This is a genomic window from Bradyrhizobium sp. USDA 3262 (assembly GCF_054060035.1).
This window is the reverse complement of record NZ_JBSSCT010000001.1, coordinates 2234688-2261479: the sequence shown is the minus strand read 5'-3', so window position 1 is coordinate 2261479 and position 26792 is coordinate 2234688. Positions and strand designations below refer to the sequence as shown.

At 65.6% G+C, this 26792-nt stretch carries 24 protein-coding genes and 2 pseudogenes; 12 read left to right on the top strand and 14 right to left on the bottom strand.

The genetic code is table 11. From position 1 onward, the window contains the following. Position 1 precedes the first annotated feature (1 nt). Both ACVWYP_RS10455 and ACVWYP_RS10450 read left to right on the top strand, forming a co-directional pair. Positions 2 to 1088: pseudogene (locus ACVWYP_RS10455) on the top strand (tetratricopeptide repeat protein). Between the two features lie 229 nt (positions 1089 to 1317). Then, positions 1318 to 2112 carry an inositol monophosphatase family protein gene (locus ACVWYP_RS10450; protein ID WP_028332804.1) on the top strand — a complete coding sequence of 265 codons (795 nt, stop codon included), beginning with the start codon at positions 1318 to 1320 and terminating at the stop codon, positions 2110 to 2112. A 14-nt stretch (positions 2113 to 2126) separates the two neighbouring features. Here the strand turns inward: ACVWYP_RS10450 and ACVWYP_RS10445 are convergent, their stop codons facing one another. From ACVWYP_RS10445 to ACVWYP_RS10435, 3 genes are all read right to left on the bottom strand, one after another. Then, positions 2127 to 3263 (bottom strand): AAA family ATPase, encoded by a 1137-nt coding sequence (locus ACVWYP_RS10445; RefSeq protein ID WP_304498559.1) that lies wholly within the window; start codon positions 3261 to 3263, stop codon positions 2127 to 2129. Between the two features lie 116 nt (positions 3264 to 3379). After that, a complete protein-coding gene (locus tag ACVWYP_RS10440) occupies positions 3380 to 6535 on the bottom strand; it encodes a multidrug efflux RND transporter permease subunit (protein ID WP_304498558.1) in 3156 nt (1051 codons plus the stop codon). Positions 6536 to 6541: 6 nt separating this feature from the next. Further along, the gene (locus ACVWYP_RS10435; protein ID WP_141341973.1) at positions 6542 to 7747 is read right to left on the bottom strand and encodes an efflux RND transporter periplasmic adaptor subunit; all 1206 of its coding nucleotides are present in this window, start codon (positions 7745 to 7747) and stop codon (positions 6542 to 6544) included. A gap of 542 nt (positions 7748 to 8289) precedes the next feature. On the opposite strand from ACVWYP_RS10435, the gene ACVWYP_RS10430 reads away from it, so the two are divergent. The 3 genes and pseudogenes from ACVWYP_RS10430 (at position 8290) to ACVWYP_RS10420 (ending at position 11309) form a co-directional block, all read left to right on the top strand. After that, a complete protein-coding gene (locus ACVWYP_RS10430; RefSeq protein WP_028342555.1) occupies positions 8290 to 9276 on the top strand; it encodes a hypothetical protein in 987 nt (328 codons plus the stop codon). Between the two features lie 27 nt (positions 9277 to 9303). Further along, positions 9304 to 10333 (top strand): annotated as a pseudogene (locus tag ACVWYP_RS10425) (peptidoglycan -binding protein). A 703-nt stretch (positions 10334 to 11036) separates the two neighbouring features. Further along, entirely contained in the window at positions 11037 to 11309 is a 273-nt protein-coding gene (locus ACVWYP_RS10420; protein ID WP_304498557.1) for a hypothetical protein, read from the top strand. Positions 11310 to 11420: 111 nt separating this feature from the next. On the opposite strand, the gene ACVWYP_RS10415 is transcribed toward ACVWYP_RS10420, so the two are convergent. Beyond that, the gene (locus ACVWYP_RS10415) at positions 11421 to 11741 is read right to left on the bottom strand and encodes a PilZ domain-containing protein (protein WP_304498556.1); all 321 of its coding nucleotides are present in this window, start codon (positions 11739 to 11741) and stop codon (positions 11421 to 11423) included. 339 nt (positions 11742 to 12080) lie between these two features. Between ACVWYP_RS10415 and ACVWYP_RS10410 the strand changes: the two genes are divergently transcribed. Further along, positions 12081 to 13595, top strand: coding sequence for an AMP-binding protein (locus tag ACVWYP_RS10410; protein ID WP_453945707.1), 1515 nt, complete (start codon positions 12081 to 12083; stop codon positions 13593 to 13595). A 144-nt stretch (positions 13596 to 13739) separates the two neighbouring features. Beyond that, positions 13740 to 14711, top strand: coding sequence for a S1C family serine protease (locus ACVWYP_RS10405; protein ID WP_028342559.1), 972 nt, complete (start codon positions 13740 to 13742; stop codon positions 14709 to 14711). Between the two features lie 261 nt (positions 14712 to 14972). Here ACVWYP_RS10405 and ACVWYP_RS10400 read toward each other — a convergent pair whose 3' ends face one another. Continuing rightward, complete coding sequence (locus tag ACVWYP_RS10400; protein ID WP_168859419.1) at positions 14973 to 15812, bottom strand: IS5 family transposase; 840 nt, start codon at positions 15810 to 15812, stop codon at positions 14973 to 14975. Between the two features lie 107 nt (positions 15813 to 15919). Here ACVWYP_RS10400 and ACVWYP_RS10395 point away from each other — a divergent pair, with 107 nt between their 5' ends. Further along, positions 15920 to 16933: an IS5 family transposase gene (locus tag ACVWYP_RS10395; RefSeq protein ID WP_259244704.1), complete on the top strand. Its 1014-nt coding sequence runs from the start codon at positions 15920 to 15922 to the stop codon at positions 16931 to 16933. A 201-nt stretch (positions 16934 to 17134) separates the two neighbouring features. Beyond that, on the top strand, positions 17135 to 18217 hold the full coding sequence (locus tag ACVWYP_RS10390) for a carboxylesterase family protein (RefSeq protein ID WP_304498555.1): 1083 nt from the start codon (positions 17135 to 17137) through the stop codon (positions 18215 to 18217). 207 nt (positions 18218 to 18424) lie between these two features. Here the strand turns inward: ACVWYP_RS10390 and ACVWYP_RS10385 are convergent, their stop codons facing one another. Then, complete coding sequence (locus ACVWYP_RS10385; protein WP_304498554.1) at positions 18425 to 19324, bottom strand: SDR family oxidoreductase; 900 nt, start codon at positions 19322 to 19324, stop codon at positions 18425 to 18427. A gap of 56 nt (positions 19325 to 19380) precedes the next feature. Then, entirely contained in the window at positions 19381 to 20121 is a 741-nt protein-coding gene (locus tag ACVWYP_RS10380; protein WP_304498553.1) for an SDR family oxidoreductase, read from the bottom strand. 119 nt (positions 20122 to 20240) lie between these two features. Between ACVWYP_RS10380 and ACVWYP_RS10375 the strand changes: the two genes are divergently transcribed. Continuing rightward, positions 20241 to 21128, top strand: a complete 888-nt coding sequence (locus tag ACVWYP_RS10375; RefSeq protein ID WP_304498552.1) for a LysR family transcriptional regulator — start codon at positions 20241 to 20243, stop codon at positions 21126 to 21128. 63 nt (positions 21129 to 21191) lie between these two features. Continuing rightward, the gene (locus ACVWYP_RS10370; RefSeq protein WP_016841536.1) at positions 21192 to 21398 is read left to right on the top strand and encodes a hypothetical protein; all 207 of its coding nucleotides are present in this window, start codon (positions 21192 to 21194) and stop codon (positions 21396 to 21398) included. Positions 21399 to 21475: 77 nt separating this feature from the next. Here the strand turns inward: ACVWYP_RS10370 and ACVWYP_RS10365 are convergent, their stop codons facing one another. The 6 genes from ACVWYP_RS10365 to ACVWYP_RS10340 form a co-directional block, all read right to left on the bottom strand. After that, positions 21476 to 22153 (bottom strand): DsbA family protein, encoded by a 678-nt coding sequence (locus ACVWYP_RS10365; RefSeq protein WP_304498551.1) that lies wholly within the window; start codon positions 22151 to 22153, stop codon positions 21476 to 21478. 36 nt (positions 22154 to 22189) lie between these two features. Then, a complete protein-coding gene (locus ACVWYP_RS10360) occupies positions 22190 to 22927 on the bottom strand; it encodes a sulfite exporter TauE/SafE family protein (RefSeq protein WP_304498550.1) in 738 nt (245 codons plus the stop codon). A 191-nt stretch (positions 22928 to 23118) separates the two neighbouring features. Continuing rightward, entirely contained in the window at positions 23119 to 23841 is a 723-nt protein-coding gene (locus ACVWYP_RS10355; protein WP_304498549.1) for an LrgB family protein, read from the bottom strand. Further along, on the bottom strand, positions 23838 to 24224 hold the full coding sequence (locus ACVWYP_RS10350; protein ID WP_137476834.1) for a CidA/LrgA family protein: 387 nt from the start codon (positions 24222 to 24224) through the stop codon (positions 23838 to 23840). The genes ACVWYP_RS10355 and ACVWYP_RS10350 overlap by 4 nt, the downstream gene beginning before the upstream one ends. 215 nt (positions 24225 to 24439) lie before the next feature. Beyond that, positions 24440 to 24907 carry a PaaI family thioesterase gene (locus ACVWYP_RS10345; protein WP_304498548.1) on the bottom strand — a complete coding sequence of 156 codons (468 nt, stop codon included), beginning with the start codon at positions 24905 to 24907 and terminating at the stop codon, positions 24440 to 24442. Between the two features lie 6 nt (positions 24908 to 24913). After that, positions 24914 to 25348: an acyl-CoA thioesterase gene (locus tag ACVWYP_RS10340; protein WP_018269668.1), complete on the bottom strand. Its 435-nt coding sequence runs from the start codon at positions 25346 to 25348 to the stop codon at positions 24914 to 24916. Positions 25349 to 25524: 176 nt separating this feature from the next. On the opposite strand from ACVWYP_RS10340, the gene ACVWYP_RS10335 reads away from it, so the two are divergent. After that, the gene (locus ACVWYP_RS10335; RefSeq protein ID WP_304498547.1) at positions 25525 to 26082 is read left to right on the top strand and encodes a TetR/AcrR family transcriptional regulator; all 558 of its coding nucleotides are present in this window, start codon (positions 25525 to 25527) and stop codon (positions 26080 to 26082) included. Positions 26083 to 26158: 76 nt separating this feature from the next. Here the strand turns inward: ACVWYP_RS10335 and ACVWYP_RS10330 are convergent, their stop codons facing one another. After that, complete coding sequence (locus ACVWYP_RS10330) at positions 26159 to 26644, bottom strand: hypothetical protein (protein WP_018269666.1); 486 nt, start codon at positions 26642 to 26644, stop codon at positions 26159 to 26161. Between the last annotated feature and the right edge of the window lie 148 nt (positions 26645 to 26792).

Below are 26792 nucleotides of genomic sequence, written 5' to 3'. Positions count from 1 at the left end.
AATGAAATGCCTGCGTCCGATAGGTGTTGCGCTCGGCTGCACGATGCTGGCGAGCGGCGCGATGGCGCAGCTCTCGATCACGCCGCCGGCCCAGACGCCGCCGCCCGCGAAGAAGGAGGCTCCGAAGCCGAAGGTGCATTCGCCGGTCGCGAAGAAGCCGACGCCGAAGCCCGCCGCCTCCGCAACACCGAAGCCTGCCGCATCCCCGACGCCCTCGCCGACCCCGACCCAGGCCGTCGAGGATCCCAATGTCGACCTCGTCTACGGCGCCTATCAGCGCGGCATGTACAAGACCGCGTTCGACCTCGCGACCGTGCGCGCGCAGAACAACAACGATGCCAAGGCCATGACGATGCTGGGCGAGCTCTATGCCAACGGGCTCGGCGTCAAGCGCGACTACGTCAAGGCCGACGAGTGGTACAAGCGCGCCTCCGATGCCGGCGACCGCGAGGCGATGTTCGCGCTCGCCATGATGAAGATCGCGGGCCGCGGCGGCACGGTCGACAAGGATGCCGCGGTCAAGCTGCTGGCCTCGTCGGCCAAGCTCGGCGAGCCCAAGGCGGCCTATAATCTCGCGCTGCTCTATCTCGACGGCCAGACCCTGCCGCAGGACCTCCGCCGCTCCGCCGAGCTCTTGCGCATGGCCGCCGACGCCGGCAGCCCCGAGGCGCAATACGCGCTCGCGACCTTCTACAAGGAAGGCACCGGCGTGCCGAAGGACCTCGAGAAGGCGGCGCGGCTGCTGCAGGCCGCCTCGCTGGCCGACAATGTCGATGCCGAGGTCGAATATGCCATCGCGCTCTACAACGGCTCGGGCACGCCGCGGAACGTGCCGGCGGCGGTGGCGCTGCTGCGCAAGGCGGCCCGGCAGAACAGCGCGATCGCGCAGAACCGCCTCGCCCATGTGCTGGCGACCGGTGCCGGCGCCCCGGTGGACAAGGTCGAGGCGCTGAAATGGCACACGGTCGCCAAGACCGCCGGCAAGGGCGACCCGCGATCTCGACGACATCCTCGCCGATATGAGCCCGGAAGACCGCGCCAAGGCCGAGGCAGCCGCGCGAAAATGGATCGGAAACAACGTCAAATGACGCCTTGACGGCGCCACTTCCAGAGGGCACCCAGTCCGAAACCCAGGGCGCCACAGGCCGTTTCCCGTCATCCTGAGGTGCGAGCGGAGCGAGCCTCGATGGATGCACGGCCCCGGACCGGGCCGACGATCCTTCGAAACGCGCGTTCCGCGCTCCTCAGGATGACGGGCAGGGTCTTGCCCACGCTGCCCGATCGATTTCCAACGCTCGAAAGCCACCAGCTTCCATCATGCTCTACTCCGCTCTCATCAATGTCATGGTCAAGGCCGCGCGTCGCGCCGGCCGCAGCCTCAAGCGCGACCTCGGCGAGATCGAACATCTCCAGGTGTCGCTGAAGGGGCCGGCGAACTTCGTCTCGCTCGCCGACAAGCGCGCCGAGGAGATGCTCTACACCGACCTCGAGAAGGCCCGGCCCGGTTACGGGTTCCTCGGCGAGGAAGGCGGCAAGCGCGAAGGCAGCGACAAGAGCCACACCTGGATCGTCGATCCCTTGGACGGCACCACCAACTTCCTGCACGGCATCCCGCAATTCGCGATCTCGATCGGGCTCAAGCGCGAGGACACCGTGATCGCGGGCGTGATCTACAATCCCGCCAATGACGAGCTCTACATCGCCGAGCGCGGCAAGGGCGCGTTCCTGAACGACCAGCGGCTGCGCGTCGCCGGCCGCCGCCAGCTCAACGAATGCGTGGTCGCCTGCGGCCTGCCGCATATCGGCCGCGGCAATCACCAGCTGGCGCTGCAGGAGATGGCCGCGCTGCAGACGAAGGTCGCGGGCTTCCGCCGCTTCGGCGCCGCCTCGCTCGACCTCGCCTTCGTCGCCGCCGGCCGCCTCGACGGCTATTGGGAGCGCAACCTGCAGGCCTGGGACGTCGCGGCCGGCCTGCTGATGGTCCGCGAAGCCGGCGGCACCGTCTCCGGCATCCAGGGCAATGACGATCCGCTGCAGACCGGCCACGTCGTCTGCGGCAACGAGTTCGTGCACGGCGAGCTGATCAAGATCCTGAAGCCGCTCGGGCAGTAAGGCGAAGGCGCGACCTAATCGTCGTCATCGTCATCCTCGTCGTCTTCCCGGTCACGAAATTCACCGCCGAGGGACAGGCCCTCGATGGTCGTGGCGCCCTTTGCCTTGATCACCCGGCGCAGCGGGACAGAGCTCTCGCTTCGCAACGCCTCCATCAGATGTTCCGAATGGGTGACGATCCAGATGTCGGCGCGGCGCGACGCCTTGGCGATCAGCCTCGCCAATGGCGCCAGCAGCGACGGATGCAGGCTGGTCTCGGGCTCGTTCAGCGCGATGAACGGCGGCAGCCGATAGCCCATGAACACGGCGAGCAGGCAGATATACTTCAGCGTCCCATCGGATAGTTCGTGCGCCTTGAACGGACGCGGCATGTCCGCCTGTTGCAACTGGAATTCACATAGCCCATTTTTTTCCCATGCCCGCAGTTCGGCGCCCGGAAATGCGTCCTCGATCGCATCCTGCAGATCGCCGGCATCCTGCCTGATCGTGAACAGGGTTGCCAACACGGCAGCCAGATCGTGGCCATCGGCGCTCAGCGAAGGTGTCGTGATCGCGAGACACGGCTTTCGTATCGGCGACGCCGGATCGGTCCGGAAGTCGTGATAGAATCGCCAACTCAGCATTGCATTTCGGATCAGGTCGATCTCGGGACTTCCCTTACCATCCGAAAATCCGGCCAGCGCGGTTTCCGACGGCAGCACCGCATCCTTGTGCTGGCTCCAGGTGCCGTTCTCATCGCGGACACTGACGAGTGAGTTAGTGCGCTCCATCATCAGTATAGTTTTCTTGCCGTGGGTCGCCTCGATCGTTTCGGACTTGATCATCGGCTCACCGGGAAATGCCGCCACGATCGGGCTCGGGAATCCGAGCTCGATGGAATATCTGACGTGGTCGAATCTCACAGCCAACCGCAGACGCGCATCGTCTCCGCGTCTGCGATTGCCGGACCAGAAGACGGAATACAAACCGCCTTCGTCGGAGATCGTGCGTGTGATCCGGCCGGTCGCCGCGTCGCGTAGCAGCGACAGGGACTTGTAGAGATTGGATTTGCCGACACCGTTCTCGCCGACGAAGACTGACAGCGGCTGGATGGGCATGAAGAGCCGCCGGATCGAGCGATAATTCGAGATCGCAATATCGCTCGGCCGCATCGCATGCCCTCAATCCCGGGGTTGCCCAAACGCTCCCCGTTCAATCCAGAGCTGCAATCTGGATTGGTCGGCTTGCGAAAGCAAGCCGCTGATCTGACCGGCGTCGGTCTCTGATATCAGTGACCGATCCTCGCCGGCGCGGGCGGTCCGTACGCCTCACCCTGCCCCGGCGCCGTCTCGCGATCGCCGGCCAGCACGCGCTGCACGCTGACGAAGAACACCGGCACCAGCAGCAGCGCGAGGATCACCACCGCGATCATGCCGCCCATCACCGACGTGCCGAGCGCCTGCTGGCTGGCGCCGCCGGCGCCGGTCGCGATCGCCATCGGCAGCACGCCGCAGACGAAGGCAAGACCGGTCATCAGGATCGGGCGGAATCTGAGGCTGCACGCCTCGATGGTCGCCTCGACCAGCGGCTTGCCCTGCGCGCGCAGATCCTTGGCGAACTCGATGATCAGGATCGCGTCCTTGGCGGCAAGGCCGATGATGGTGATCAGGCCGACGGTGAAATAGACGTCGTTGGAGAGCCCGCGCATCGTCGCCGCCACCACCGCACCGAGAATGCCGAGCGGAATGGTGAGCAGCACCGCGAGCGGAATGGTCCAGCTCTCATAGAGCGCGGCCAGCAAGAGGAACACCACCAGCACCGACAGCGCGAGCAGGAACGGCGCCTGCGAGCCCGACAGCTTCTCCTGCAGCGACTGGCCGGTCCATTCATAGCCGAAGCCGCGCGGCAGCTTGTCGGCGAGCCGCTCCATCTCGGCGATCGCATCGCCCGAGGTGAAGCCGGGCCGCGCCTCGCCGGAGATGCGCACCGCCGGATAGTAGTTGAAGCCCGCGATCTGCGTCGGCCCCTTCGTCCACTCGATGGTGGCGAAGGCCGAGAACGGCACCAGCTGGCCGCGGCTGTTCTTGACGTTGTAGTTGAGGATGTCGTCCGCGTTCATGCGGCTGGTCTTGTCGGCCTGCACGATGACGCGCTGCATGCGCCCGCGGTTCGGGAAGTCGTTGATGTAGTTCGAGCCGAGATTGGTCGAGATCGTGTTGTTGATGTCCTCGAAGGTGAGGCCGAACGCGCCCGCCTTCTCGCGGTCGATCATCAGATTGACCTGCGGCGCCGGCGGCAGGCCTTCGACATAGACCTTCTGCAGGATCGGGCTGGCATTGGCCTCCGCGATCAGGCGATCGGACGCGGCGATCAGCGCCGAGTAGCCCTTCTGGCCGCGGTCCTGCAGGCGGAACGAGAAGCCCGAGGAGTTGCCGAGGTTGTCGATCGGCGGCGGCTGCAGCGCCGAGATCCTGGCGTCGCGGATCGACGACAAATCGCGGTTGATGTCGGCAACGATGGCGGCGGCGGAATCCTTCGGGCCGCGCTCCGACCAGTCCTTCAGGGTGATGAAGGCCTGCGCGGTGTTCATGCCCTGGCCGAGGAAGCTGAAGCCGGTGAGGAAGGTGACGTTCTCGATGCCGGCGCGGTCCTTGAGGTATTTCTCGACCTGCTCGACCGCAGCTTCGGTGCGCGCATAGGACGACTCCGACGGCGTCTGCACGTCGGTCGTGATGAAGCCCTGGTCGTCGACCGGCAGGAAGCCGCCGGGCAACCGCACGAAGCCGTAGGCGACGCCGAGGAACAGCACGAGGTAGATCAGCATCAGGCGGCCGGTGCGCTTCAGCGAACCCTGCACGGTGCGGGTATAGCCGGCGCGGCTGGTGTCGAGCACGCGGTTGAACCAGCCGAACACGCCCTTGCTGGCATGGCCGTGGCCCTTCTTGACCGGCTTGAGCAGCGTCGCGCACAGCGCCGGCGTTAACGACAGCGCGAGCAGCGCCGAGAACGCGATCGCCGCCACCATGGTGACCGAGAACTGGCGGTAGATGATGCCGACCGAGCCGGGGAAGAACGCCATCGGCACGAACACCGCCATCAGCACCAGCGTGATGCCGATGATGGCGCCGGTGATCTGCGACATCGCCTTCTTGGTCGCTTCCTTCGGCGGCAGGCCTTCCTCCGCCATGATGCGCTCGACGTTCTCGACCACGACGATGGCGTCGTCGACGAGGATGCCGACCGCCAGCACCATGCCGAACATCGTCAGCATGTTGATCGAGAAGCCCGCGATCATCAGCGTGGCGCAGGCGCCGAGCAGCGCCACGGGAACCACGATGGTCGGGATGATGGTGTAGCGGATGTTCTGCAGGAACAGGAACATCACGATGAACACCAGCACCACCGCCTCGACCAGCGTCATCAGGACCTTCTCGATCGAGGCCTTCACGACGGGCGTGATGTTGTAGGGGATTTCGTAGGAGATATTGGCCGGGAAGAAGCGCGACAGCTCCTTCATCTTGGCTTCGACCGCGCTCGCGGTCGCCAGCGCATTGCCCTTCGGCGACAGCAGCACCGAGAGGCCGGCGGTCGGCTTGCCGTCCAGGCGCGTGTTGAACTGGTAGCTGAGGCCGCCGATCTCGATCCGCGCGACGTCGCGCAGCCGGACCGTCGATCCGTCGGCATTGGCGCGCAGGATGATGGCGCCGAACTCGTCGGGCGAGGACAGCTGGCCCTTCACCAGCACCTGCGCGGAAATCTTCTGGGTATCGGTGCTCGGCTCAGCGCCGATGCTGCCGGAGGCGACCTGGGCGTTCTGCGCCGTGATCGCCTTGTTGACGTCGTCGGCGGACAGGCCGTAGCCGACCAGCTTGGCCGGATCGATCCAGATCCGCAAGGACCGCTCGGTCGAATACAGCGTGGCGCGGCCGACGCCGGGGATGCGGCGCACCTCGCCCAGCACGTTGCGGATCATGAAGTCGCCGAGGCCCACTTCATCCAGCGAGCCGTCGGTCGAGTTCAGCGTGATGATCTGCAGCACGGCGGACGAGGCTTCCTCGACCAGGATGCCCTGTTGGATCACCGCGCGCGGCAGCCGCGCCTCGACGCGCTTGAGGCGGTTCTGCACCTCGACCGAGGCTTGGCTGGTGTCGGTGCCCGGCTTGAAGTTGGCGATGATCTCGACCTGGCCCAGCGAGTCGGAGGTCGATTCGAAGTTCAGGATGTTGGCGGCGCCGTTGAGCTCCTCCTCGATCAGCCGCGTCACGCTGTTGTAGAGGTTCTCCGGCGACGCGCCGGGATAGCTGGTCGAGATCGAGATCGAGGGCGGCGCGATGATCGGATATTGCGCGACCGCGAGCAACGGAATCGAGATCGCACCGATCAGACAGATGAACAGCGCGACGACCCAGGCGAAGATCGGCCTGTCGATGAAGAAGCTAGGCATGCCGGATCACCGCACTGCGTGCGCGGTCTGGTGCGGATCCGTCGGTGCTGCAGCTGCGTCGACCTCGCGCCAGGCTTGCGGCCGGACCTTGTCGCCGGCGGCGAATTTCTGGAACCCCTCGACGACGACCTTGTCGCCGGCTTTCAGACCGTCGGTCACGAACCAGGAACCACCCTGCAGCGAGCCGGTGCGCACCGGCTGCACCGCGACGTGATTGTCGGCCTTGACGACGAACACCTCGCTGCCGCCGCCGCCATTGCGCTGGATCGCCTGCTGCGGCACGGCAATCGCATCGCTGTCGATGCCCTGCTCGATCAGCACGCGCACATACATGCCCGGCAGTAGGATGCGATGCGGGTTCGGGAACTCGCCGCGCAACGTCACCTGCCCGGTATAGGCGTCGACCTTGGCGTCGGAGAACAGCAGCTTGCCCGGCAGCGGGTAGATCGAGCCGTCATCGAGCACGAGGCGCACCTTCATCGCGTCGGGCGCGATGCGGTCAAGATCGCCGCTCTCGAAGGCACGGCGGAGCTGGTTCATCTCGGTCACCGACTGCTGGAAGTCGGCGTAGATCGGATCGAGCTGCTGGATGGTCGCAAGGCTCGCGGCGTCGTTCTGCACCACGAGGGCGCCCTCGCTGACCAGCGCAGCGCCGATGGTGCCGTCGATCGGCGCGCGGATCGTGGCGTAGTCCAGATTGAGCTTGGCGCGCGCGACTTCGGCCTCGCGGCCCTGCACGTCGGCTTCGGCCTGCTTCAGCGTCGCGATCGCCTTTTCGTTCTCGGCTTCCGGCGCCGCGCGCTGGCTGGTCAAGGTGGCGATACGGCGGGCCTGCAGCGCGGCCTGTTCGAGCACGGCCTTGGCGCGCGCCAGCGCCGCCTCGGTCGACTGCAATTCGACTTCGAACGGGCGCGGATCGATCTGGTACAAGGGATCGCCGACCTTCACCTCGCTGCCCTGATGGAACATGCGGTTGACGACGATGCCCGAAACGCGCGGGCGGACCTCGGAAACGCGGGTCGGCGCGATGCGGCCCGGCAGCTCGCGCAGCATCGCGCGCGCCTGCGGCTTCACGGTGACGACACTGACGTCCGGCTCGGGTGCTTGTACGGCGGCGGTTGCGGTGTTCGGCTCGTCGCAGCCTGCAAGCAGTGGCGCCGTCACGGCCAGCATCAATGCAATGCATGCCGATTGCGCGCGAAGTCCAGACATTGAGATAATCGCCCCTGAAAGGTTTGAACAAACGAACGGCGGTGTCACGGCGACACCGCTCGTGTTGCTGCGATGAAAATAAAATCTGCTTGCTGCGACGCAATGCGTTTTTCGGCGGCTCAATGTCACAGAACGCTATCATCCTGATTTCGCGGCATCTTTTACCTTGTCACCGCATTGTGAGCGGGTTCCATCGCAGGCTGTGGGAATGCGTTAAGGTCTGCGTGAGCGGGAACCCCGCCATTTTGCCTGCGCAGAATGCCGCACCTCGCAACATCGAGACGATCGGACCGAATCACCGCGGGCCGCGCGCGCCTCATCCGAGGGTGCGTGCAAACGGACCTCATCTCGCGATTGACGGGTGGGACGCTCAGCTCTGTGGATGGTGATGCGCCGAGCGGTCGGAAAGCCGTGCAAAGCGGCAACGGCCCGCGAGATTCCAACCCAAGGTGCTGTTTGCTGCCCTTGGAATCGGCTTTCCTCACTCGGCCGCTGTGCCATATTGCTTGCAGATGCGGCCTTCGCGAACGGATGACCCGGCAATGCCCCCTTCCCGCTCCGACATGGAGATCGAATTGAGCAAGCTGTCCTCGCCCCGGATCTTCCTGGTGCGGATGCTGGTGTTCCTGGTGCTCTGCGGCCTGGTCGGGGTCGTGCTGTACAAGCAGATCGTCACCGCCTTCTTTGCCAATCCGGGGCTGAACGCCCTGATCGGGGCGGTGCTGCTGATCGGCATCATCCTGGCGTTCCGCCAGGTGATCCGGCTCTATCCCGAGGTCGCCTGGGTCAACAATTTCCGCATCGCCGATCCCGGCCTTGCGATCGAGCGCCGCCCGACGCTGCTTGCCCCGATGGCCGCGATCCTCGGCGGCGAACGCTCGGGGCGGATGTCGATCTCGCAGCAGACCATGCGACATCTGCTCGATTCGATCGCAACCCGCCTCGATGAAGCCCGCGACATCTCGCGCTACATGACCGGCCTGTTGGTGTTCCTCGGCCTGCTCGGCACGTTCTGGGGCCTGATCGAGACGGTGGGCTCGGTCGGCAAGGTGATCGACGGGCTCAAGGTCGGCGGCGACTCCGGCGCGCTGTTCGATACGCTGAAGGAGGGCCTCGCCGCGCCGCTCGGCGGCATGGGCATCTCGTTCTCGTCCTCGCTGTTCGGCCTCGCCGGCTCGCTGATCCTCGGCTTCCTCGACCTGCAGTCGAGCCAGGCCCAGAACCGCTTCTACACCGACCTTGAGGACTGGCTCGCCGGCACCGTGCGCGGCATTTCCGGCGATGAAGCCGGCGTTTCCGGTAACATGCAGGGCGCGATCGACCGGCTCCGCACCGCGCTTGAGGAAGGCGGCGGCGGCCGCAGCACCACGGCCGCGATGGCCAATCTTGCCGAGGCGATCCAGGGGCTGGTTGCGCATATGCGCACCGAGCAGCAGATGATCCGGGAATGGGCCGACGGCCAGGGCGAGCAGAACCGCGAGATCAAGCGGCTGCTGGAACGCCTCGCCCGCCAGCCCGAGAAGAGCTAGCCGGGGAGCAAGCCCAAGGAGAAACCCATGGCCCTCGCCCGCTCGCGCCGCAGCGAATCCGGCTTCAACTACTGGCCCGGCTTTGTCGACGCATTGTCGACGCTGGTGCTGTCGATCGTGTTCCTGCTGTCGGTGTTCCTCGTCGTGCAATTCTTCCTGTCGCAGGAGGTCACCGGCAAGGACAAGGCGCTGGAACAGCTCACCGCCAAGATCGCCCAGCTCAACGACCTGTTGTCGCTGGAGAAGCTCTCCAAGCTGACGCTCGACGACCAGGTGGCGCAGCTGCGCGCCGGCCTCGCTTCCGCGGAAGGCGAGCGCGACCGCATGAAGGGGCTCTATGAGGGGCTCGCGAGTTCCGGCAGCGACGCGCAGGGCCGCGCCAACGAGCTCAACAAGGCGCTGGAGTCCGAGAAGGCCGTATCGTCGCGCGCGCTGGCGCAGATCGAGCTGCTGAACCAGCAGATCAGCGCGCTGCGCCGCCAGCTCGCCGCGCTCGAAGAGGCGCTCGACGCCTCCGAGAAACGCGACAAGGAATCGCAGAACCGCATCGCCGATCTCGGCCAGCGCCTCAATGTCGCGCTGGCGCAGCGGGTACAGGAACTGTCGAAATACCGCTCGGAATTCTTCGGCCGGCTGCGTGCGATCCTCGGCAACCGTCCCGATATCCGCGTCGTCGGCGACCGCTTCGTGTTCCAGTCGGAAGTGTTCTTCGACACCCGGCCAGGCGACGCTGCTGCCCGAGGGCAAGACCGAGCTCGAAACGGTCGCGAGCGCGCTGATCGATCTCGACAAGCAGATCCCACCCGAGATCGCCTGGGTGCTGCGCGTCGACGGCCACACCGACGTGCGGCCGATCAACAGTCCGCTGTTCAAGTCGAACTGGGAATTGTCCTCGGCGCGCGCGATCTCGGTGGTGCAGTACCTGGTCTCGCTCGGCGTGCCGGCGCAGCGTCTGGTCGCCGCAGGCTTCGCCGAATTCCAACCGCTCGACACCGCACAGACCGAAGACGCCTACAAGCGCAACCGCCGCATCGAGCTGAAGCTGACGGAACGCTAGGACGACGGCGTCCGGCCAACCAGCCGTCATTGCCGCGTTCGACTGTGTTTGCGTGCACACGGCACTATCCGTTCGTCGTCCTGGCGAACGCCAGGACCCATAACCACCGCATTTGATGATGAACGGGATCGCGGCCCCAGCGTCGCGCAACAATTGAGATTTGGGGTAATGGGTCCGGCTTTCGCCAGGACGACGGTGAGGATGGGTTGCAATTCAAGATGTCAAACGGCGCGGTGTCGTCACCCGCGCATGCGAGGCGGCGAGCCGGGCGATGACGGTGCGGATGCCACACACACGATCGTCGTCCTGGCGAAAGCCAGGATCCATAGCCACCGCACTTGATGATGAACGGGATCGTGGCCCCAGCATCGCGCAACAATTGAGATTTGGGGTAATGGGTCCTGGCTTTCGCCAGGACGACATTGAGTGTGTGGCGCGGTCCGTGAGTCACACATCCGCATTCTCGCGACATGAATGTCCAAACTTCATGTCGAAAGATCCGCAACACCGGCGAGGCGTCGCCGCGATCGGTGGAGACCGTTCATTACACGGATATTTGCTTCGTCCTGGCGAGGCGTTCGGGAACGCATCAAATGCGGCTGGCGTTATGTTGGCATCGCAATCTCGCGGGCTTGGCGGATGTCTCGTCTCCGTCGCGGCTGTGCGTATGCTCCAGCCTCACCGCGCCATCTCGGACCTGCGCATGCTCAAGACCAAATTCGCCATCATCATCGCCGCCGGCCTCATCCTCGCACCGGCCCAGCTTCTCGCGCAGAACACCGGCGGCACCCCGCTGCCGCCGAGGCCAGGCGACCGCGCCGCGCCGTCGAACGGCGTCGGCGGCACTGCGCTCCCGACCCAGTCCGGCCAGCGCGTCGCACCGTCCTCCGGCACCGGCGGCGGCAGCGCCGCACCGGCGCTTCCGGGAGGCCCGACCGGTACCACCGGCAATGCCGACACCCCGCAGCGGCGATGACGTGAGCCACGCTTTCGGGACGTCCTGGCGTGAACAATTGAACGCGCAGCCGATGCGATCGGCGATGTCTGCGCCGACGTCCCTTCGAACATTGATTGACGAAACGCCGCGCTAGGTCGCGCCGGCCGGCTCCGCGGCCGGTTCAACCGGCTCGACTTCGGCGGTCACGAATCTGAGCCCGTAGGTCTTGCCGCGACGCCAGACCACCTCGCAAGGGTAGCGCTTGGCGTGATCGGCGAGCAGCGTCAGCGCGAGGCGGTCCTTCACCTCGAACTCGACCTCGGTCGTGATCTTGGCGCCGCCGGGCGAGATGTCGATCACGGCGCATTCGCGCTCGGCCGCGCCATCATCGATCGTGATCCACGCCGCACGATTGTTGAGCTGGCGCCGCGGCTCGCGACTGACCTTGATCCGTGCTCCATTGCTCGCCATCGTCGCCGTCCTTGAAGCCATTGGTCATTGAAAGACATTGCACACCGAAAGACATTGCACACCGCGCACGTCGATCGACGCGTCCGGCACAGAACCGCAACGGCCACAATGCCGGCCCCCCGTAAAGCCCGGCTTAGCGCGATCGCTTGAACTTTACCGGAATCTTGACCCGGCTTTTAGCGAACAGGGATTCCGCAATTCCATCAGCGGGATACCGGCCATATGCGCAGCCGCCGGCTTGACACGGAGACTGCACTCTTGGTCAAGTGGCGGCCGTGGCGTTGACCACATCCCTGCAACAAGAGCGCTTCAAGCCGCCTTTTCCGACGGAAACGACCCATGCTGATCCCCCTCGCCGACGTGCCGCGCTGGTATGCCGAACGCAAGCCCACGGATGCGATAGCCATTAGTCATGGCGCGGATGCGTTGACCTGGCTCGAGCTCGAGCGTCGCGCCAATGCACGGGCGCGCGCCTTCGCGGCCAAGGGCGTCAAGCCCGGCGACTTCGTCGCGATCGGGCTGCCCAACAGCAACGCGTTCTTCGAGACGACCTTCGCGGTGTGGAAGTGCGGCGCGACGCCGACCTCGCTGTCATGGCGGCTGCCGCGCGGCGAGGCCGCTGCGGTGCTCGAGATTCTGAAACCGTCGCTGGTGGTCGGCGGCGAGGCCGACTGGAATGCGCCGAATTCGCTACCGGTGAATTTCGTGCCGGACGGCTTCTCCGAGGAGCCGCTCGATGCGCCGGTCGCGCGCTACTGGAAGGCGATGACGAGCGGAGGCTCGACCGGACGGCCGAAGGTGATCCTCGATCACAACCCCGCGGTGATCGAAACCACGGCCGAGGCCACGCTTGGCATTGCGCGCGACACCTCGCTGCTCAATCCAGGGCCGCTCTATCATAATGCGCCATTCATCCTCTCGCACTTTGCGCTGTTCGGGGGCGGAAGGGTCACCGGCATGGTGAAGTTCGACGCCGAGGAGACGCTGCGGCTGATCGAGCGCGAGCGCGTGCAATGGGTGAATTTCGTGCCGACCATGATGCACCGGATCTGGGCGCTGCCAGAGGAGGTGCGCAGCCGCTACGACGTCTCCAGCCTGAACATCGTGTTTCACATGGCAGCTCCGATGCCGCCCTGGCTGAAGGAGAAATGGATCGAATGGCTCGGCCCCGAGCGGATCTGGGAGCTCTATGGCGGCACCGAGCGGCAGGGCGCCTGCGTGATCTCGGGCACCGAATGGATGGCGCACAAGGGCTCGGTCGGCAAGATCGGCGAGACCGCAAAGCTGCGCATCATCGGCGAGGACGGCAACGACGTCGCGCCCGGCGAGACCGGCGAAATCTATTTCCTGCCCAATGACGGCGCCGGCTCGACCTATCACTATCTCGGCGCAACGCCGAAGCGGCGGCCGGACGGCTGGGAGTCGCTCGGCGATATCGGCCGGCTCGATGAAGAAGGCTATCTCTATCTCGGCGACCGGCTCGCCGACATGGTGCTGCGCGGCGGCGCCAACATCTATCCGGCCGAGGTCGAGGCCGCGGTCAGCGAGCATCCCGAGGTGCGCTCCTGCGTCGTGGTCGGACTGCCCGATCCGGAATTCGGCCAGCGTGTGCACGCGATCCTCGAGCTCGCCGACAGCGCCGATGCGCAAGCGATCGCCGACGGCATGGGCGATTTCCTGAAGGACCGGCTCAGCCGCTACAAGCATCCGGAAAGTTTCGAGCGCGTCGGCACCGCGCCGCGCGACGATTCCGGAAAGGTTCGCCGCACCATGCTGCGCGACGAGCGCGCCGCGTGGATCAAGGACAACCGTGCCTTCCGCATCATGCCGGCGCGTGCGGCAAAAACCGAATAGGTTCAATTATCTTGCGAGGGGCAGGTCTGCACGCCACATGAGCTGTGCAGGCGGCCCTGCAAGGTATATCATTCCATCTTCCCTGCCGGCAGAACCTCGGTCTACCTTGAGGTTCCAGCGCCCTGCACGCCAGGAGATCCCTTGATGCCCTCCACGACCGAATGGAAAGTGCCCGCGGCCTTTCAGCCTCGCCCCGAAGATTACCGCTACGATCTCGATCGCGCGCTGATGAGTGTGGTCGGGCTGCATTCGATCATTCCGCCGGATGCTTTCAGCGCCGAGACGCTCGGCACCGAGCGCGCCGGCAATGGCGTCCTGATCGACGACGGGCTGGTGCTGACGATCGGCTATCTGATCACCGAAGCCGCCACGGTGTGGCTGCATCTCGGCGACGGCCGCGCGGTCGAGGGCCACGCGCTCGGCTTCGATTTCGAATCCGGCTTCGGCCTGGTGCAGGCGCTCGGCCGGCTCGATCTCGAACCGCTGCGGATCGGCTCGTCGGCGGCGACGCAGGTCGGCGACAATGTGGTGCTCGGCGGCGCCGGCGGCCGCACGCGCTCGGTCGCAAGCCAGATCGCGGCGAAGCAGGAATTCGCCGGCTACTGGGAGTATCTGCTGGACGAGGCGATCTTCACCTCTCCGTCGCATCCGAACTGGGGCGGCACCGGACTGATCAACAATGCCGGCGAGCTGATCGGCATCGGCTCGCTGCAGCTCGAACGCGAGCGCTCGGGCCACGCCGAGCATGTCAACATGATCGTGCCGATCGATCTGCTCAATCCGGTGCTGGACGATTTGCGCAAGTTCGGCCGGGTCGACAAGCCGGCGCGGCCGTGGCTCGGCATGTTCACGACCGAGATCGACAACCGCCTCGTGGTGGTCGGCGTCGCCAGCAAGGGACCGGCGGCGCGCGCCGAACTGAAGACCGGCGACGTGATCCTCGCGGTCGACGGCGACAAGGTGACGAGCCAGGCCGGCTTCTACCGCAAGCTCTGGTCGCTCGGCGCGGCCGGCGTCGACGTGCCGCTGACCATCTATCACGAGGGCGTCACCTTCGACGTCACGCTGACCTCGATCGACCGCATAAAGCTGTTGAAGGCGCCGCGGCTGCATTGAGGTGCGATGAATTCTCGATGGATCACTCCCTCTTCACCTCTCCCGCTTGCGGGGGAGGTCGGATCGCATCGAAGATGCAATCCGGGTGGGGGTTCTCCCCACTCGAAGGTTATCGCTCGTAGCAACACCCCCACCGATAGCCGATGCTTTGCATCGGCGTTCTTCGTGGGAACGGCGGCCGAAGGCCGCCTATGCCTCCCCCGCAAGCGAGGGCTTTGCGCAAAGGGGAATCTGCGATTCTCTAAGAGTCTGACTCAAAATTCATGACTTGACGTTGGCCGATCTGGCGATGCGGCGGACCAGTTGTCGAGTTGACGCAATAAGGAGCCATGCTTCAGCCGAGGTGACGGAGGCCTCCCAATCCTTGGCAAGACGTCGGCAGCGGTTAAGCCATGCCAACGTTCGTTCGACGACCCAGCGTCGGGCAACAACAACGAAGCCTTTTGCCTCATCCGGGCGTTTGACAATTTGAATAGTGGGCCCGTCGATTCTCCGGAGCGCGTTCTCAAGCTTTTCGCCGGCGTAGCCGCCGTCAGCAAACAAGTGCGCAATAGTCGGGTAGCTCGCACACGCCAAAGTGACGACGGTCGGCGCACCGTCCCGATCCTGAACATTGGCCGGGTGCACGATGGCGCTCAGCAAATTTCCTTGTGTGTCGGTGACGATATGACGCTTGCGACCTTTGATCTTCTTGCCCGCATCAAAGCCGCGCGGCCCACCGCTCTCGGTCGTCTTGACCGATTGACTGTCGATGATCGCCGCCGTTGGTTGCGGCTCCCGTCCAGCAAGCCTGCGCGCGATTTCAACCAAGGCGTCATTGATCAAGTCCAACACCCCGCTGTCGCGCAGGCCATAAAAATAGTACTGGACCGTCGTAAAGGGAGGAAAATCCTTCGGCAAAAGCGCCCATTGGCATCCCGTCGTCGCAATGTACTGGATCGCATCCCATACCGATCGCATGCAGGTCTTGCGCGGTCGACCCACCTTGCTCCGCCCTGGCATCAACAGCTCGATCAAGGCCCATTCCGCATCCGTACAATCGCTTGCATAGCGCAGCGCTCGTCTGTCATGCTGACAGCGGGTGATTTCGGTCCAGGTCATCTGCTTCTCCGATGGCTTCGAACACCTCGAAGAATCACAACCTGCTGAAATCACCCAACTTTAATTTCCGGTCAGCCTCTAAGACCGATCTGAAGGGGGAGGCGGGGATGGCGTATCGGCAGGTTGGTCAAGCGAGCTTCGCAGATGCGCTGGTGTCGCGGCGGGGGAAAGGGAGTTCGGTGCTGAGGCGGATTTGCGAGCTGGTCGATTGGGCGGCTGTGGAGTGCGTGCTGCGCAGCCTTGCTGAACCGGAGCGTGGAGCGCCGCCCTATCCACGGCTGGTGATGTTCAAGGCGTTGCTGTTGCAGCAATGGTATGGGTTGTCTGATCCGGAGCTGGAGGAGGCGCTCGATGATCGGGCCTCGTTCCGCGAATTCTGCGGCTTTGTGCTCGGTGACGAGACGCCCGACCACACGACGATCTGGCGCTTCCGCGAAGCTTTGCAGCAGGCCGATCTGGAGGAGAGGCTGTTCGGCGAGATCCTGCGCCAGATCGACGCGCGCGGGCTGGTGCTGCGCCGGGGCACATTGATCGATGCGAGCCTGATCCCGGCGGCGGTGAAGCCGCCGAAGCCGCCGAAAGACCCGCTGCCGCTCGGCCCGGACGGGCGTGCGCCGAGCAAGCTGGTCAACAGCGAGCGGGATGCGGATGCGCGATGGACCAAGAAGGGTGGCAAGCGGTACTTCGGCTACAAGGCGCATGTCGGCGTCGACCAGGGCTCGGCGATCATCCGTCGCAGCAAGCTGACCGACGCCGCGGTCAACGACACGGTGCCGGCCGACGAGTTGATCTGCGGCGACGAGAAGGCGGTCTACGCCGACCAGGCCTATGACAAGCACGAGCGCCGCGCCCTCCTCGCGGCCCGGGGCATCAAGCCGCGGCTGATGTTCCGGCCCAACAAGCATCATCCCCTGACCGCGCGTCAGAAGCGCTTCAACGACGCCGTGGGACGGCGCCGCGCCCCGGTCGAGCAGGTCTTCGCGCGCCTCAAGGGCGTCTATGGCTGGGCGCGCGCTCGCTATCTGGGCTTGGCACGCAATCAGACCCATCTGCATCTTCTCTGCCTCGCCATGAACCTCAAACGATGGGCAATGCTGCGTCCAACGGGTGTTGCGCTGTGACCGCCGCTCCGCAATGCCGTCAATCGGCCGCCCAAACGAAGCTGTCCACTCCCGCGCGCCCCCAGAAGCCACGCAAAAAAATGCCTGACACTGGCCTGCACCCGCGCACGCCCGATTGCGCAAAGCCCTCGCAAGCGGGAGAGGGGGCGCAGGTCTTGCGCGGCTACAGCGCTGATCTAACAACAAGGAAGGACAGCAGCGATGAGCGAGGCGGTGGTTGACGACATCGTGGCCGTGCTGCCGCCGCTGCTGCAGACGCTGGAGTCACTGTCCTTCGTCGCGCGTAACCTCAACCCGCCGGATTTCGATCGGGTGATGCAGATCGCGGGTGAACCGGAGGAGGCCTTGCAGGCGGTGCGGCCGCGGCTTGCCGATTGGCCGGAGAAATTCGCGCACATCAAGACCGCGCTGGAAGCCGCGATCGAACCGGCGCTGTCAGGCTATGCGGGACTGCGCGCGGTGCAGAACGGCGAAGGCGATCTGGTCAGCGTGTTCCGCGCGCTGCGCTATCTGCCGCGGGCGCAGGAGGCGCTCTATCCCTTGACCGAGCTGCCGCCGGTCAGCGGTTTCTTCCTCGCGCCCGATCTGCGCGAGGATACCGCGCTGCAGGCGAAGCTCGCCGCCAAGCCCAACGCCGACACCGGCATCTTCCACGAGCGCAACGAGCCGGGCAGCCGCGGCGGCTTCTCGATGTATGTGCCGGAATACTACACGCCCGATCGCGCCTGGCCGCTGGTGATGGCGCTGCATGGCGGCAGCGGCAACGGCCGCGGCTTCTTGTGGAGCTGGCTGCGCGATGCGCGCAGCCGCGGCGCCATCCTGGTGGCGCCGACCGCGACCGGCCAGACCTGGGCACTGATGGGCGAGGACACCGACACGCCGAACCTCAACCGCATCCTCGACCAGGTGCGTGCGCGCTGGAAGATCGACGAGACGCGCCTACTGCTGACCGGCATGAGCGACGGCGGCACCTTCAGCTATGTGAGCGGGCTCGACGGCGCCTCGCGCTTCACGCATCTGGCGCCCGTTGCGGCGACCTTCCATCCGCTGATGGCGGAGATGGCCGACGCGGAGCGGCTGCGCGGCTTGCCGATCTTCATCACCCATGGCCGGCTCGACTGGATGTTTCCGGTGCAGACCGCGCGGCAGACGCAAGGCCTGCTAGCGGCCGCCGGCGCCAAGGTGACCTACCGCGAGATCGACGATCTCAGCCACACCTATCCGCGCGAGATCAATGCGGAGATCATGCAGTGGCTGAATGGTGAGCGGGCCGACGGCGTCTGATGCGCCGCCGGCTTGTAGCTGCGTTGCGTAGCTCTATTCCCGTCACCCTGAGGAGCGCGAAGCGCGTCTCGAAGGGTCAACGGGCCCGGCTGCGGCCACGCCGTTGCATCGGGGCCGTGCATCCTTCGAGGCTCGCTCCGCTCGCACCTCAGGATGACGGTGATGGACGGCGCGTGCAGCCCTGTCGCGAATGTAACGCCTGCCAGACTACCCGTTCACTCGCGGCTTGAGCAGGTCGGAGAAGCCGACCCGGTGCAGCATCTCGCTGCGGACGCGGTCGATCACGCCGAATGCGACTTCGGCACCATCCTGGGTCGGATCGATGTGGACGCGGAACGGTCGCTTGCCGAACGGTGTGTCGACCACCTTCACGATCGCGTCCGCGACCGACGAGGCGTCGGCATCCTCGGGCACGATCGCCGCGAACGCCTTCATGATCTCCTCGCCGAAGCCGGCATAGGGACCGGCCTCGTATTCGGCGACGCGGGCCTCGTCGGCGGGACGGCCGGAATGCGCAAAGTGGTTGGTGCCGCCGGTGAAGGCGCCGGGCACGATGATCGAGGTCTCGATGCCCCAGCGCGACAGCTCGCGGGCATAGACCACGGCCATCGCATCCATGCCGGCCTTGGCCGCGAAATACGGCGCGAGATAGGGCGGCGTGCCGCCGGCCGAAGAGCTGCTCGACACCCAGACCACGAGACCCCTGCCCTGCTTGCGCAGCTGCGGCAGCGCCGCGCGATTGACGCGCTGGGTCGAGAGCACGTTGACGTCGTAGAGCTCGGCAAGCTGCTCGGGCGTGAACGCCTCCGCCGGACCGAACACCATGTGGCCGGCATTGTGCATCACGACGTCGAGGCGGCCCTCCTCGGCGACGATCTGCGCAATCGCCGCATCGACCGACGCCTGCGAGCCGACATCGAGCTCGAGCGAGCGCAGGTCGACCTTGTTGTCGCGCGCGAACTCCTCGATATCGGCGACCGCGGCGGCGTTGCGGCCGGTGGTTTGGCGCATCGAGGCGTAGACGGTGTGGCCGGCCCTGGCGAGCGCGTTGGCGGCGAGGCGGCCGAAGCCGCTCGAGGCGCCGGTGATGACGATGACCTGTTTCATGACAAATATCCTGGTGAAGTCGGTTGAGTGCGCGTTGGGTTGGAGATGTGAAGACGTCAGACCAGGCCGCCATTGGCGCGCAGCGTCTGGCCGTTGATCCAGGAGCCGTCGGGGCCGGCGAGGAACGACACGACAGAGGCGATGTCGTCGGGCGTGCCGAGCCGCTCCAGCGGGACCATCTTGGCGAAGCGGTCGATCAGCTCGTCCGACTTGCCGTGCAGGAACAGATCGGTCGCGGTCGGCCCGGGCGCGACCGCATTCACCGTGATGCCGCGGCCCCGCAATTCCTTCGACAGGATCGCGGTCAACGACTCGATCGCGGCCTTGGTCGCGACATAGATGCCGTAGGTCTCGAGCCTGGTGCCGACGACGCTGGTCGAGAAGTTGACGATGCGTCCGCCGTTGCGCAGCCGGCGCGCCGCCTCGCGCATGGTGTTGAAGCTGCCCTTCAGGTTGACCGCGACCTGCTGGTCGAACGCGGCATCGTCGCTGTCGGCGATCTTGCCGAGTTTCATGATGCCGGCATTGTTGACCAGCACGTCGACGCCGCCGAAGGCGGCTTCCGCGGCGTCGAACATGCCGCGCACCGCGTTGGCATCGCTGACATCGGCCTTCGCGGTCAGTGCCCGGCCGCCGGCGGCCTCGATCCTGTCGGCCACCGCCTGCGCCGGCTTGGCCTCGCCGGAGTAGTTGATGACGACGGTGAAGCCGTCGCTGGCGAGGCGTTCGGCAACCGCCGCGCCGATCCCGCGCGAGGCTCCCGTCACCAGGGCGACCTTGTTGGATTGGTTGGTCATTTTAGTCCCTCATCGGGTTGTGCGGCCGCGCCGCGTTCGATGGGAGGACACTATGCCTTGGCATCTTCCGGATAATCATGCATCATCCGACATCACTATTCGTTATTTCCGGATAATAGATGGACCGTTTCGACGCGATGCGCGTGTTCACCCGGGTGGTCGAGCGGCGCAGCTTTTCGCTCGCCGCCGAGGATCTGGGGCTGCCGCGCTCGACGGTGACGGACGCGGTGAAGGGGCTAGAAGCGCGGCTCGGCGTGCGGCTGCTCGAGCGCACCACGCGCACGGTGCGCCCGACGCTCGACGGCGAGGCGCACTACCGTCGCTGCCTGTCGCTGATCGCGGACCTCGAGGACGCCGAGGGCGCCTTCGGCGGCGCGCGGCCGAAGGGGCTGCTGCGGCTCGAGGTGCAGGGCACGCTAGCGCGGCACTTCCTGCTGCCGAACCTGCCGGGCTTCCTCGCCGAATATCCCGATATCGAGATCAACATGAGCGAGAGCGACCGTTGGGTCGATCTGATCCGCGAAGGCGTCGACTGCGTGCTGCGCTTCGGCAAGCTGCCCGACAGCGACATGATCGCGCGGCAGGTCACGATGCTGGAGCGGCTGACTTGCGCGACGCCGGATTATCTTGCGCGCTTCGGCACACCGGTCGACCCGTTCGCACTCGACGGCCATCGCATGATCGGCATCCGCTCACTGACGACCGGACGCCTGCGGCCGATGGAGTTCGTGATCGACGGCGTGCTGAAGCAATTTCCGCTGCCGGCGCCGATGTCGGTGACCGGCCCCGAGAGTTATCTGGCGAGCGCCAAACTCGGCCTCGGCCTCGTGCAGGTGCCGCGCTTCCATGCCGAAACCGATCTGGCAAACGGAACGCTAGTCGCGGTGCTGCAGCAATATCCGCCGCCATCGGTGCCGGTAAACCTGCTCTATCCGCGCAACCGGCAGCTCTCGCCGCGCGTGCGCGTATTCATCGATTACGTGATGCGGGCGTTCGTGCGCAGCTGATCGATCGCCGGAACCACACCGAGCCCCACAACGTTATGCTTCCGACACCGGAGGGATTAAGCGATGCGGACCTTTTTCGGCATGATTTTGGGCGCGCTGCTGCTGATATGCGGCGTTTATGTCTATGACTCGATGCGGACGTCGAGCGTCGCCAATGGCGAGGTGGCGCAGGACACGCGCACCATCGTCAATTGGGACGTCGCGGCGCATGACTGGAACCTGCTGAAGACGCGCACCCGCGAGCAGTGGGACAAGATCGCGGCGAAGTAACGATTGCTTTCAAGCCGACACAAAAGCAGATGGCCTCTCCGACGCCGGAGAGGCCATTTTCGTCGCAGGAAGCGCGATCAATTCTGCTCGGTCTTGCGACCCATATTGGCCTTGCGGGCGTCGGCGATCACCTGCTCGAACTGATCCATGCTGAGCACGCCCGGCACGCGGTACTTGCCGACGATAAACGACGGCGTGCCGTTGAAGCCGAATGCCAGTGCCTGCTCGTTGTTGCGCGAAAGGATCGCGCCGATCGTCTTGGCGTTGGCGTCGTGATCCTTCTTCAGGCGATCCATGTCGAGGCCGGCGCCCGAGAGCAATTCGGCGATGCGCGGCTCGGTGATGCGCGAATTGACCGAGATCATCGCCTCATGCGCGACGTCGAACTTGTCCTGGTACTTCGCCGCCAGCGCCATCCGCGCCGCGACCTTGGAGACCGGCCCGAGGATCGGCCAATCCTTCAGCACGAGGCGGACCTTGCCGTCGTCCTGCACCACCTGGCGCAGTTCCGGCGCAAGCTTGCGGCAATACGGGCAGTTGTAATCGAACCATTCGACGATGGTGATGTCGCCCTTGGGATTGCCGATCACCGGAATATCCGGATCGCGCAGCACCTGCTCCTCGGTCAGGACATTGTCGTCCTCGGCGCGCGCGGCGCCCGCGGCCATGAGTGCGATGCCGGCACCGATCAGGCCGAGCGCGCCTCGGCGAGTGGCACCGGCGTTGATCAGGGGCGATTTCGTCAGTTGATTCATGGCTGGCTTTCGTAAGGGCACTTCGCCCTTCTACGTTCAGGACACATTGATGTTACGCAGCAGCATATAGATCGCCACCACGATAATCACAGTCGCAAACACGATATTAAGCGCGCCGCGCCGTTCCGACAGGTGGCGGGCGCTGCTCGTGCCGAGCAGGCCGCCCGCGACACCGCCGGCGACGAATAGCCCCGCCAGGCCCCACGACACCAGCCCGGACCACGCATAGCTCAGGGCCGTGGTCATGCCGAAGGCGGTGACGGCGACCAGCGAGGAACTCACGGCGTTCATGATCGGCATCCCGGTCGCCAGCATCAACGCCGGCACGATCAGGAAGCCGCCGCCGATGCCGAAGAAGCCGGACATGGTTCCGGTGGCAAGCCCGAGGCCGATGATCGCGGGCATGTTGGACATCGAGATCTTGACGTCGGTCAGCCCGACCCGCGCGCGGTTCTTCAGCATCAGGCCCGCGATGACCAGCATCACCAGCGAGAACAGCGCGAGCAGCTTCTGCCCCTCCAGCATCTTGCCGAGGATCGAGCCGCCGAACGCGCCCAGCATGCCCGACAGCGCGAACACCAGCGCGCAGGACCAGATCACGGTGCCGCCGCGGGCGTGGTTGGAGAGATTGACCGCGGCGTTGGCAGCGACCGCGATCGCCGAGGTGCCGATCGCGACATGCGGCTCCGGCACGCCGACCACATAGACCATCAGCGGCACGGCAAGGATCGAGCCGCCGCCGCCGACCAGGCCCAGCGAAAAGCCGACCAGCATGCCCGATGCCAGCCCAAGCACGCTTTGAGTTGCGGAGAAGACCAAGGGGAACAGACTCGCGTTTGAGGCGGCGACCCTAGAAGGATTTGCTGCTCAACGCCATACAAATAGCACAAAACTGCCCTGCAGCCGGACTCTCTATATCAGCATGATCGTTTCGGAAAACCGGTTCCCACTTTTCCGGATCATGCTCAGCGCAGCAGATATGTCACGGCCAGCGGCACCAGCAGCGAGGTGACCAGCGCATTCAGGCTCATCGCGATCCCGGCAAAGACGCCGGCGACCTCGTCGACCTGGAAGGCGCGCGCGGTGCCGATGCCATGGGCGGCGATGCCCGCCGCAAAGCCGCGGGCGCGAAAGTCGGTGATGCCGGTGAAGTTCATCAGGGGCGTGACGATGATCGCTCCCATGATGCCGGTGAGGATCACCGACACCGCGGTCAGCGAGGGATCGGCATGCAGGGATTCGCTAATGCCCATCGCAACGCCGGCGGTGACCGATTTCGGCGCCAGCGACAGGATGACGTCGCGCGGCAGGCCGAACGCCTGCGCCAGCAGCACCACCGAGACGATCGCCGTCAGCGAGCCGATCGCGAGCGCAACCAGCATCGGCAGGATCGCCGCCGCGACCCGCCGGCGGTTCTCGTAGAGCGGCACCGCGAGCGCCACCGTCGCCGGCCCGAGCAGGAAGTGCACGAACTGCGCGCCGGCAAAATAGGCGGTGTAGGAGGTCCCGGTCAGCAGCAGGAACACGCCGATGATCCACACCGAATGCAGCACGGGATTGGCGAGCGGGTGCCGCCTCGTCTTCAGCGACACCGCGTCGGCCACCGCATAGGTCAACAGCGTCACCGTCAGCCAGAGCAGCGGCGACTGCGAGAGATAGACCCAGAGCGAAAAGGGATTGTCGCTCACGGCCGCTCCTCCTCGCGTGAAAACAAACTGCTCGCCGCAACGAAGGTCGCAACCGTCGCCAGCAGGGTGACGATGACCGAAACCGCGAGGATCACCAGGACCGCGATGCCGTGCTCGGCGAGCAGATCGAGCTTCTGCACCACGCCGACGCCGGCCGGAATGAACAGCAGCGAGAGATTGGCGAGCATGCCGCGGCTCGCGCTCTCGACGCCGTCATCGCCGAGCGGCCCGCGCGCCAGCGCCGGAAAGCGGTCGCGCGCCAGCAGCAGCAACAGCAGCAGCACGAGGCCGACCACCGGGCCCGGCACCGGCACCGCCAGCGCGCGCACGGCGACCTCGCCGACCAGCTGGCAGAGCAGGATCAGGCTGAGGCTAGCGATCATGACAGGAAGCTCACGCGACGCATCCGCCTATCAGGTCGCCGCGATGGTGGGTTGTCAATGCAGCGGGCCCGAGAGGATGCGCAGATATTGGGCGCCGCTGCTTTCAGTCCCGTCATCCTGAGGTGCGAGCGGAGCGAGCCTCGAAGGATGGACGGCCACTAGCCGGGCCGTGCATGCTTCGAGACGCCGCTACGCGGCTCCTCAGCATGACGGGATTAGCCTTCCGCCGCGACCACACGCGGCTCTCGCCGCGCCAGCGCCATAAGCGTGCCGCTCATGGTTGCGACCAGCGTCTCGACGCCGTCCTGGATCGCGTAGGCGCGGCCGTCGCAGACCGTCAGCGTGCGGCCGGGCTTGACCACGACGCCGCGGAACACGAACCGCTCGCCGCGGGCCGGCGCCAGCAGATTGGTCTTGAACTCCACGGTGAGGATGTCGGAGCCTTCGGGCATCAGCGTGAAGGCGGCGATGCCGCAGGCATTGTCGAGGCCCGCGGTGATGATGCCGGCATGCACGAAGCCGTTCTGCTGGCAGAACTCCGGCGCGTAGGGCATCGCGAGATCGACCTCACCGGGCTCCATGCGCGCAATCGAGATACCAAGCGTCTGCATCGCGCGCTGGCGCGCGAACGTATCGGTCGCGACCGCGCGATAGTTGGGATTCTTCGGCTCGAAGCGGGGCATGGCGGGTCACGCACTCACGGGCTCTGACGGCACGAGATGCGGCATCGCGGCGTAGCGGATCGCCGGCGCAAACGGCGCCGCCTTGCGCGCGGCGCGGTCGATATGCACGGCCGCGATCTCGCAGGTCGCGGCGATTTCGCCGGTCTCCGCGTTGCGCATCTCGTGCAGGATACGGATCGACTTGTCGCGGAACTCGACCAGCCGGCTCTTGACCTCGACGAGGTCGCCGGCGAGCAGCTCGCGCTTGTAGGAGATGTTCTGCTGCACGGCGGCCATGCCGCGGCCGGACTCGCGCAGGTAGCTCGGGGTCAGGCCGAGCCGCGCGAACATGTTCCAGCTCGCCTCGTCGAACTTGCCGACATACCACATGACGTTCATGTGGCCGATATGGTCGCAATGCCAGGGATAGACCGTGCCGCGATAGGTCGCCTCGCCCTCCATCGGATCCTCCTTCGATCTTTGATACGGTAGCGTATCAAGGACGAAGCGGGCTAGCAATACGGTACCGTATCAAAGCATGGTCCGGAAAAGTGTGAGCGGTTTTCCGAAAAGACCATGCTCGAACAAACGATTAGTGCGTGATGATCCAATCGCGCATTGGGGTACGCGGAGATCACATGACTGAAAGCAAGGGCGACGTCTGGGTCGCGGCGGGCTTTGCCGAACTCGCGCATAGCGGCGTCGACGGGGTGCGGGTCGAGGTGCTGGCGAAGAATCTCGGCGTCACCAAGGGCGGCTTCTACCGCCGCTTCAGGGATCGCGCCGCGCTGCTCGAGGCCATGCTGACGCGCTGGCGCGACGGCCGCATCGCATCGATCGAGAAGCACACCGCGCTCGACGGCGCCAGCGCGCGCGAGCGGCTGAAGGCGATCATCACACTGTATTCGGAGCGCATGAACACCGAGGCGATGGCGGTGGAGCTCGCGATCCGGCAATGGGCGCGCACCGATGAGGCCGCGGCCGCCGCCGCCGCGAGCGTCGATGCCGCGCGGCTGAAGAATGTCGCCCAGCTCTATCGCGCCACCGGGCAGCCGACAGAAGAGGCCGATGCGCAGGCCTTCCTGTTCTACTGCTTCATCTTCGGCCAGAGCCTGCTGTTCCTCGAGCGCGGCCCGCGCAAGCGCGCGCAATTGCTGGCGCAGTCAGCGGACAAGCTGCTCACGGACAGCCAATAGCTCCAGAGCGAGCCGCCATAGAAAAGCGGCCGGCTCGCGCCGGCCGCTCTCGTCGAACATCCGTACGGGCAACGACTCAGGCGCCCTTCAGGCGCTTGTTGCATTCGCTGTAATAGCCGCCGCCCTTCTGGATCCACTTCAGGCCGCCATTGCCGCCGGTGGCCTTGTTGGCGTTGTACTGGTCGACGCAGGTGTGCATGCGTCCCTTGCCTTCGGACTCCTTGGCGTATTTGGGATCGATGGCGTTCGGAAACACGGCGGGTCCTGACGGCGCCGCCGGTGCCGCGGCGGGCGCCTGCTTGGCTTCCTTCGGCGCGGCCGGAGCGGGCGCGGCGGCTGCCGGCGGCGGAGCGGCGGGCGCCGCGGCCGGGGTCGCGTCGGCGCCGCACTGGGCCTTGCGGAAATCATTCCACTTCTGGCCGCCGAGGGTGCCGGCCGACTTGGCCGCCTGGTACTTGGCGCTGCATTCCTGCGCGGTCAGGGCCTGCGCCGGCGCGCTCGCCGCAAAGGCTGCAAAGCCCGACACCGCAATCACGCACAACAATCTGGTTTGAATGGTCATCCCTGGTCTCCCGTCATCCCTGGTTTCCCGTTGGTTTCCCGTGGGGGGCATTGGCGTAAGACCATTATCCTAGCGCAACCCCGACTTGCGACAACGCGCCAGCGCGCCTGCGCGTTAAAATATTGTGGCGGCGGGACCGCTGCATGTT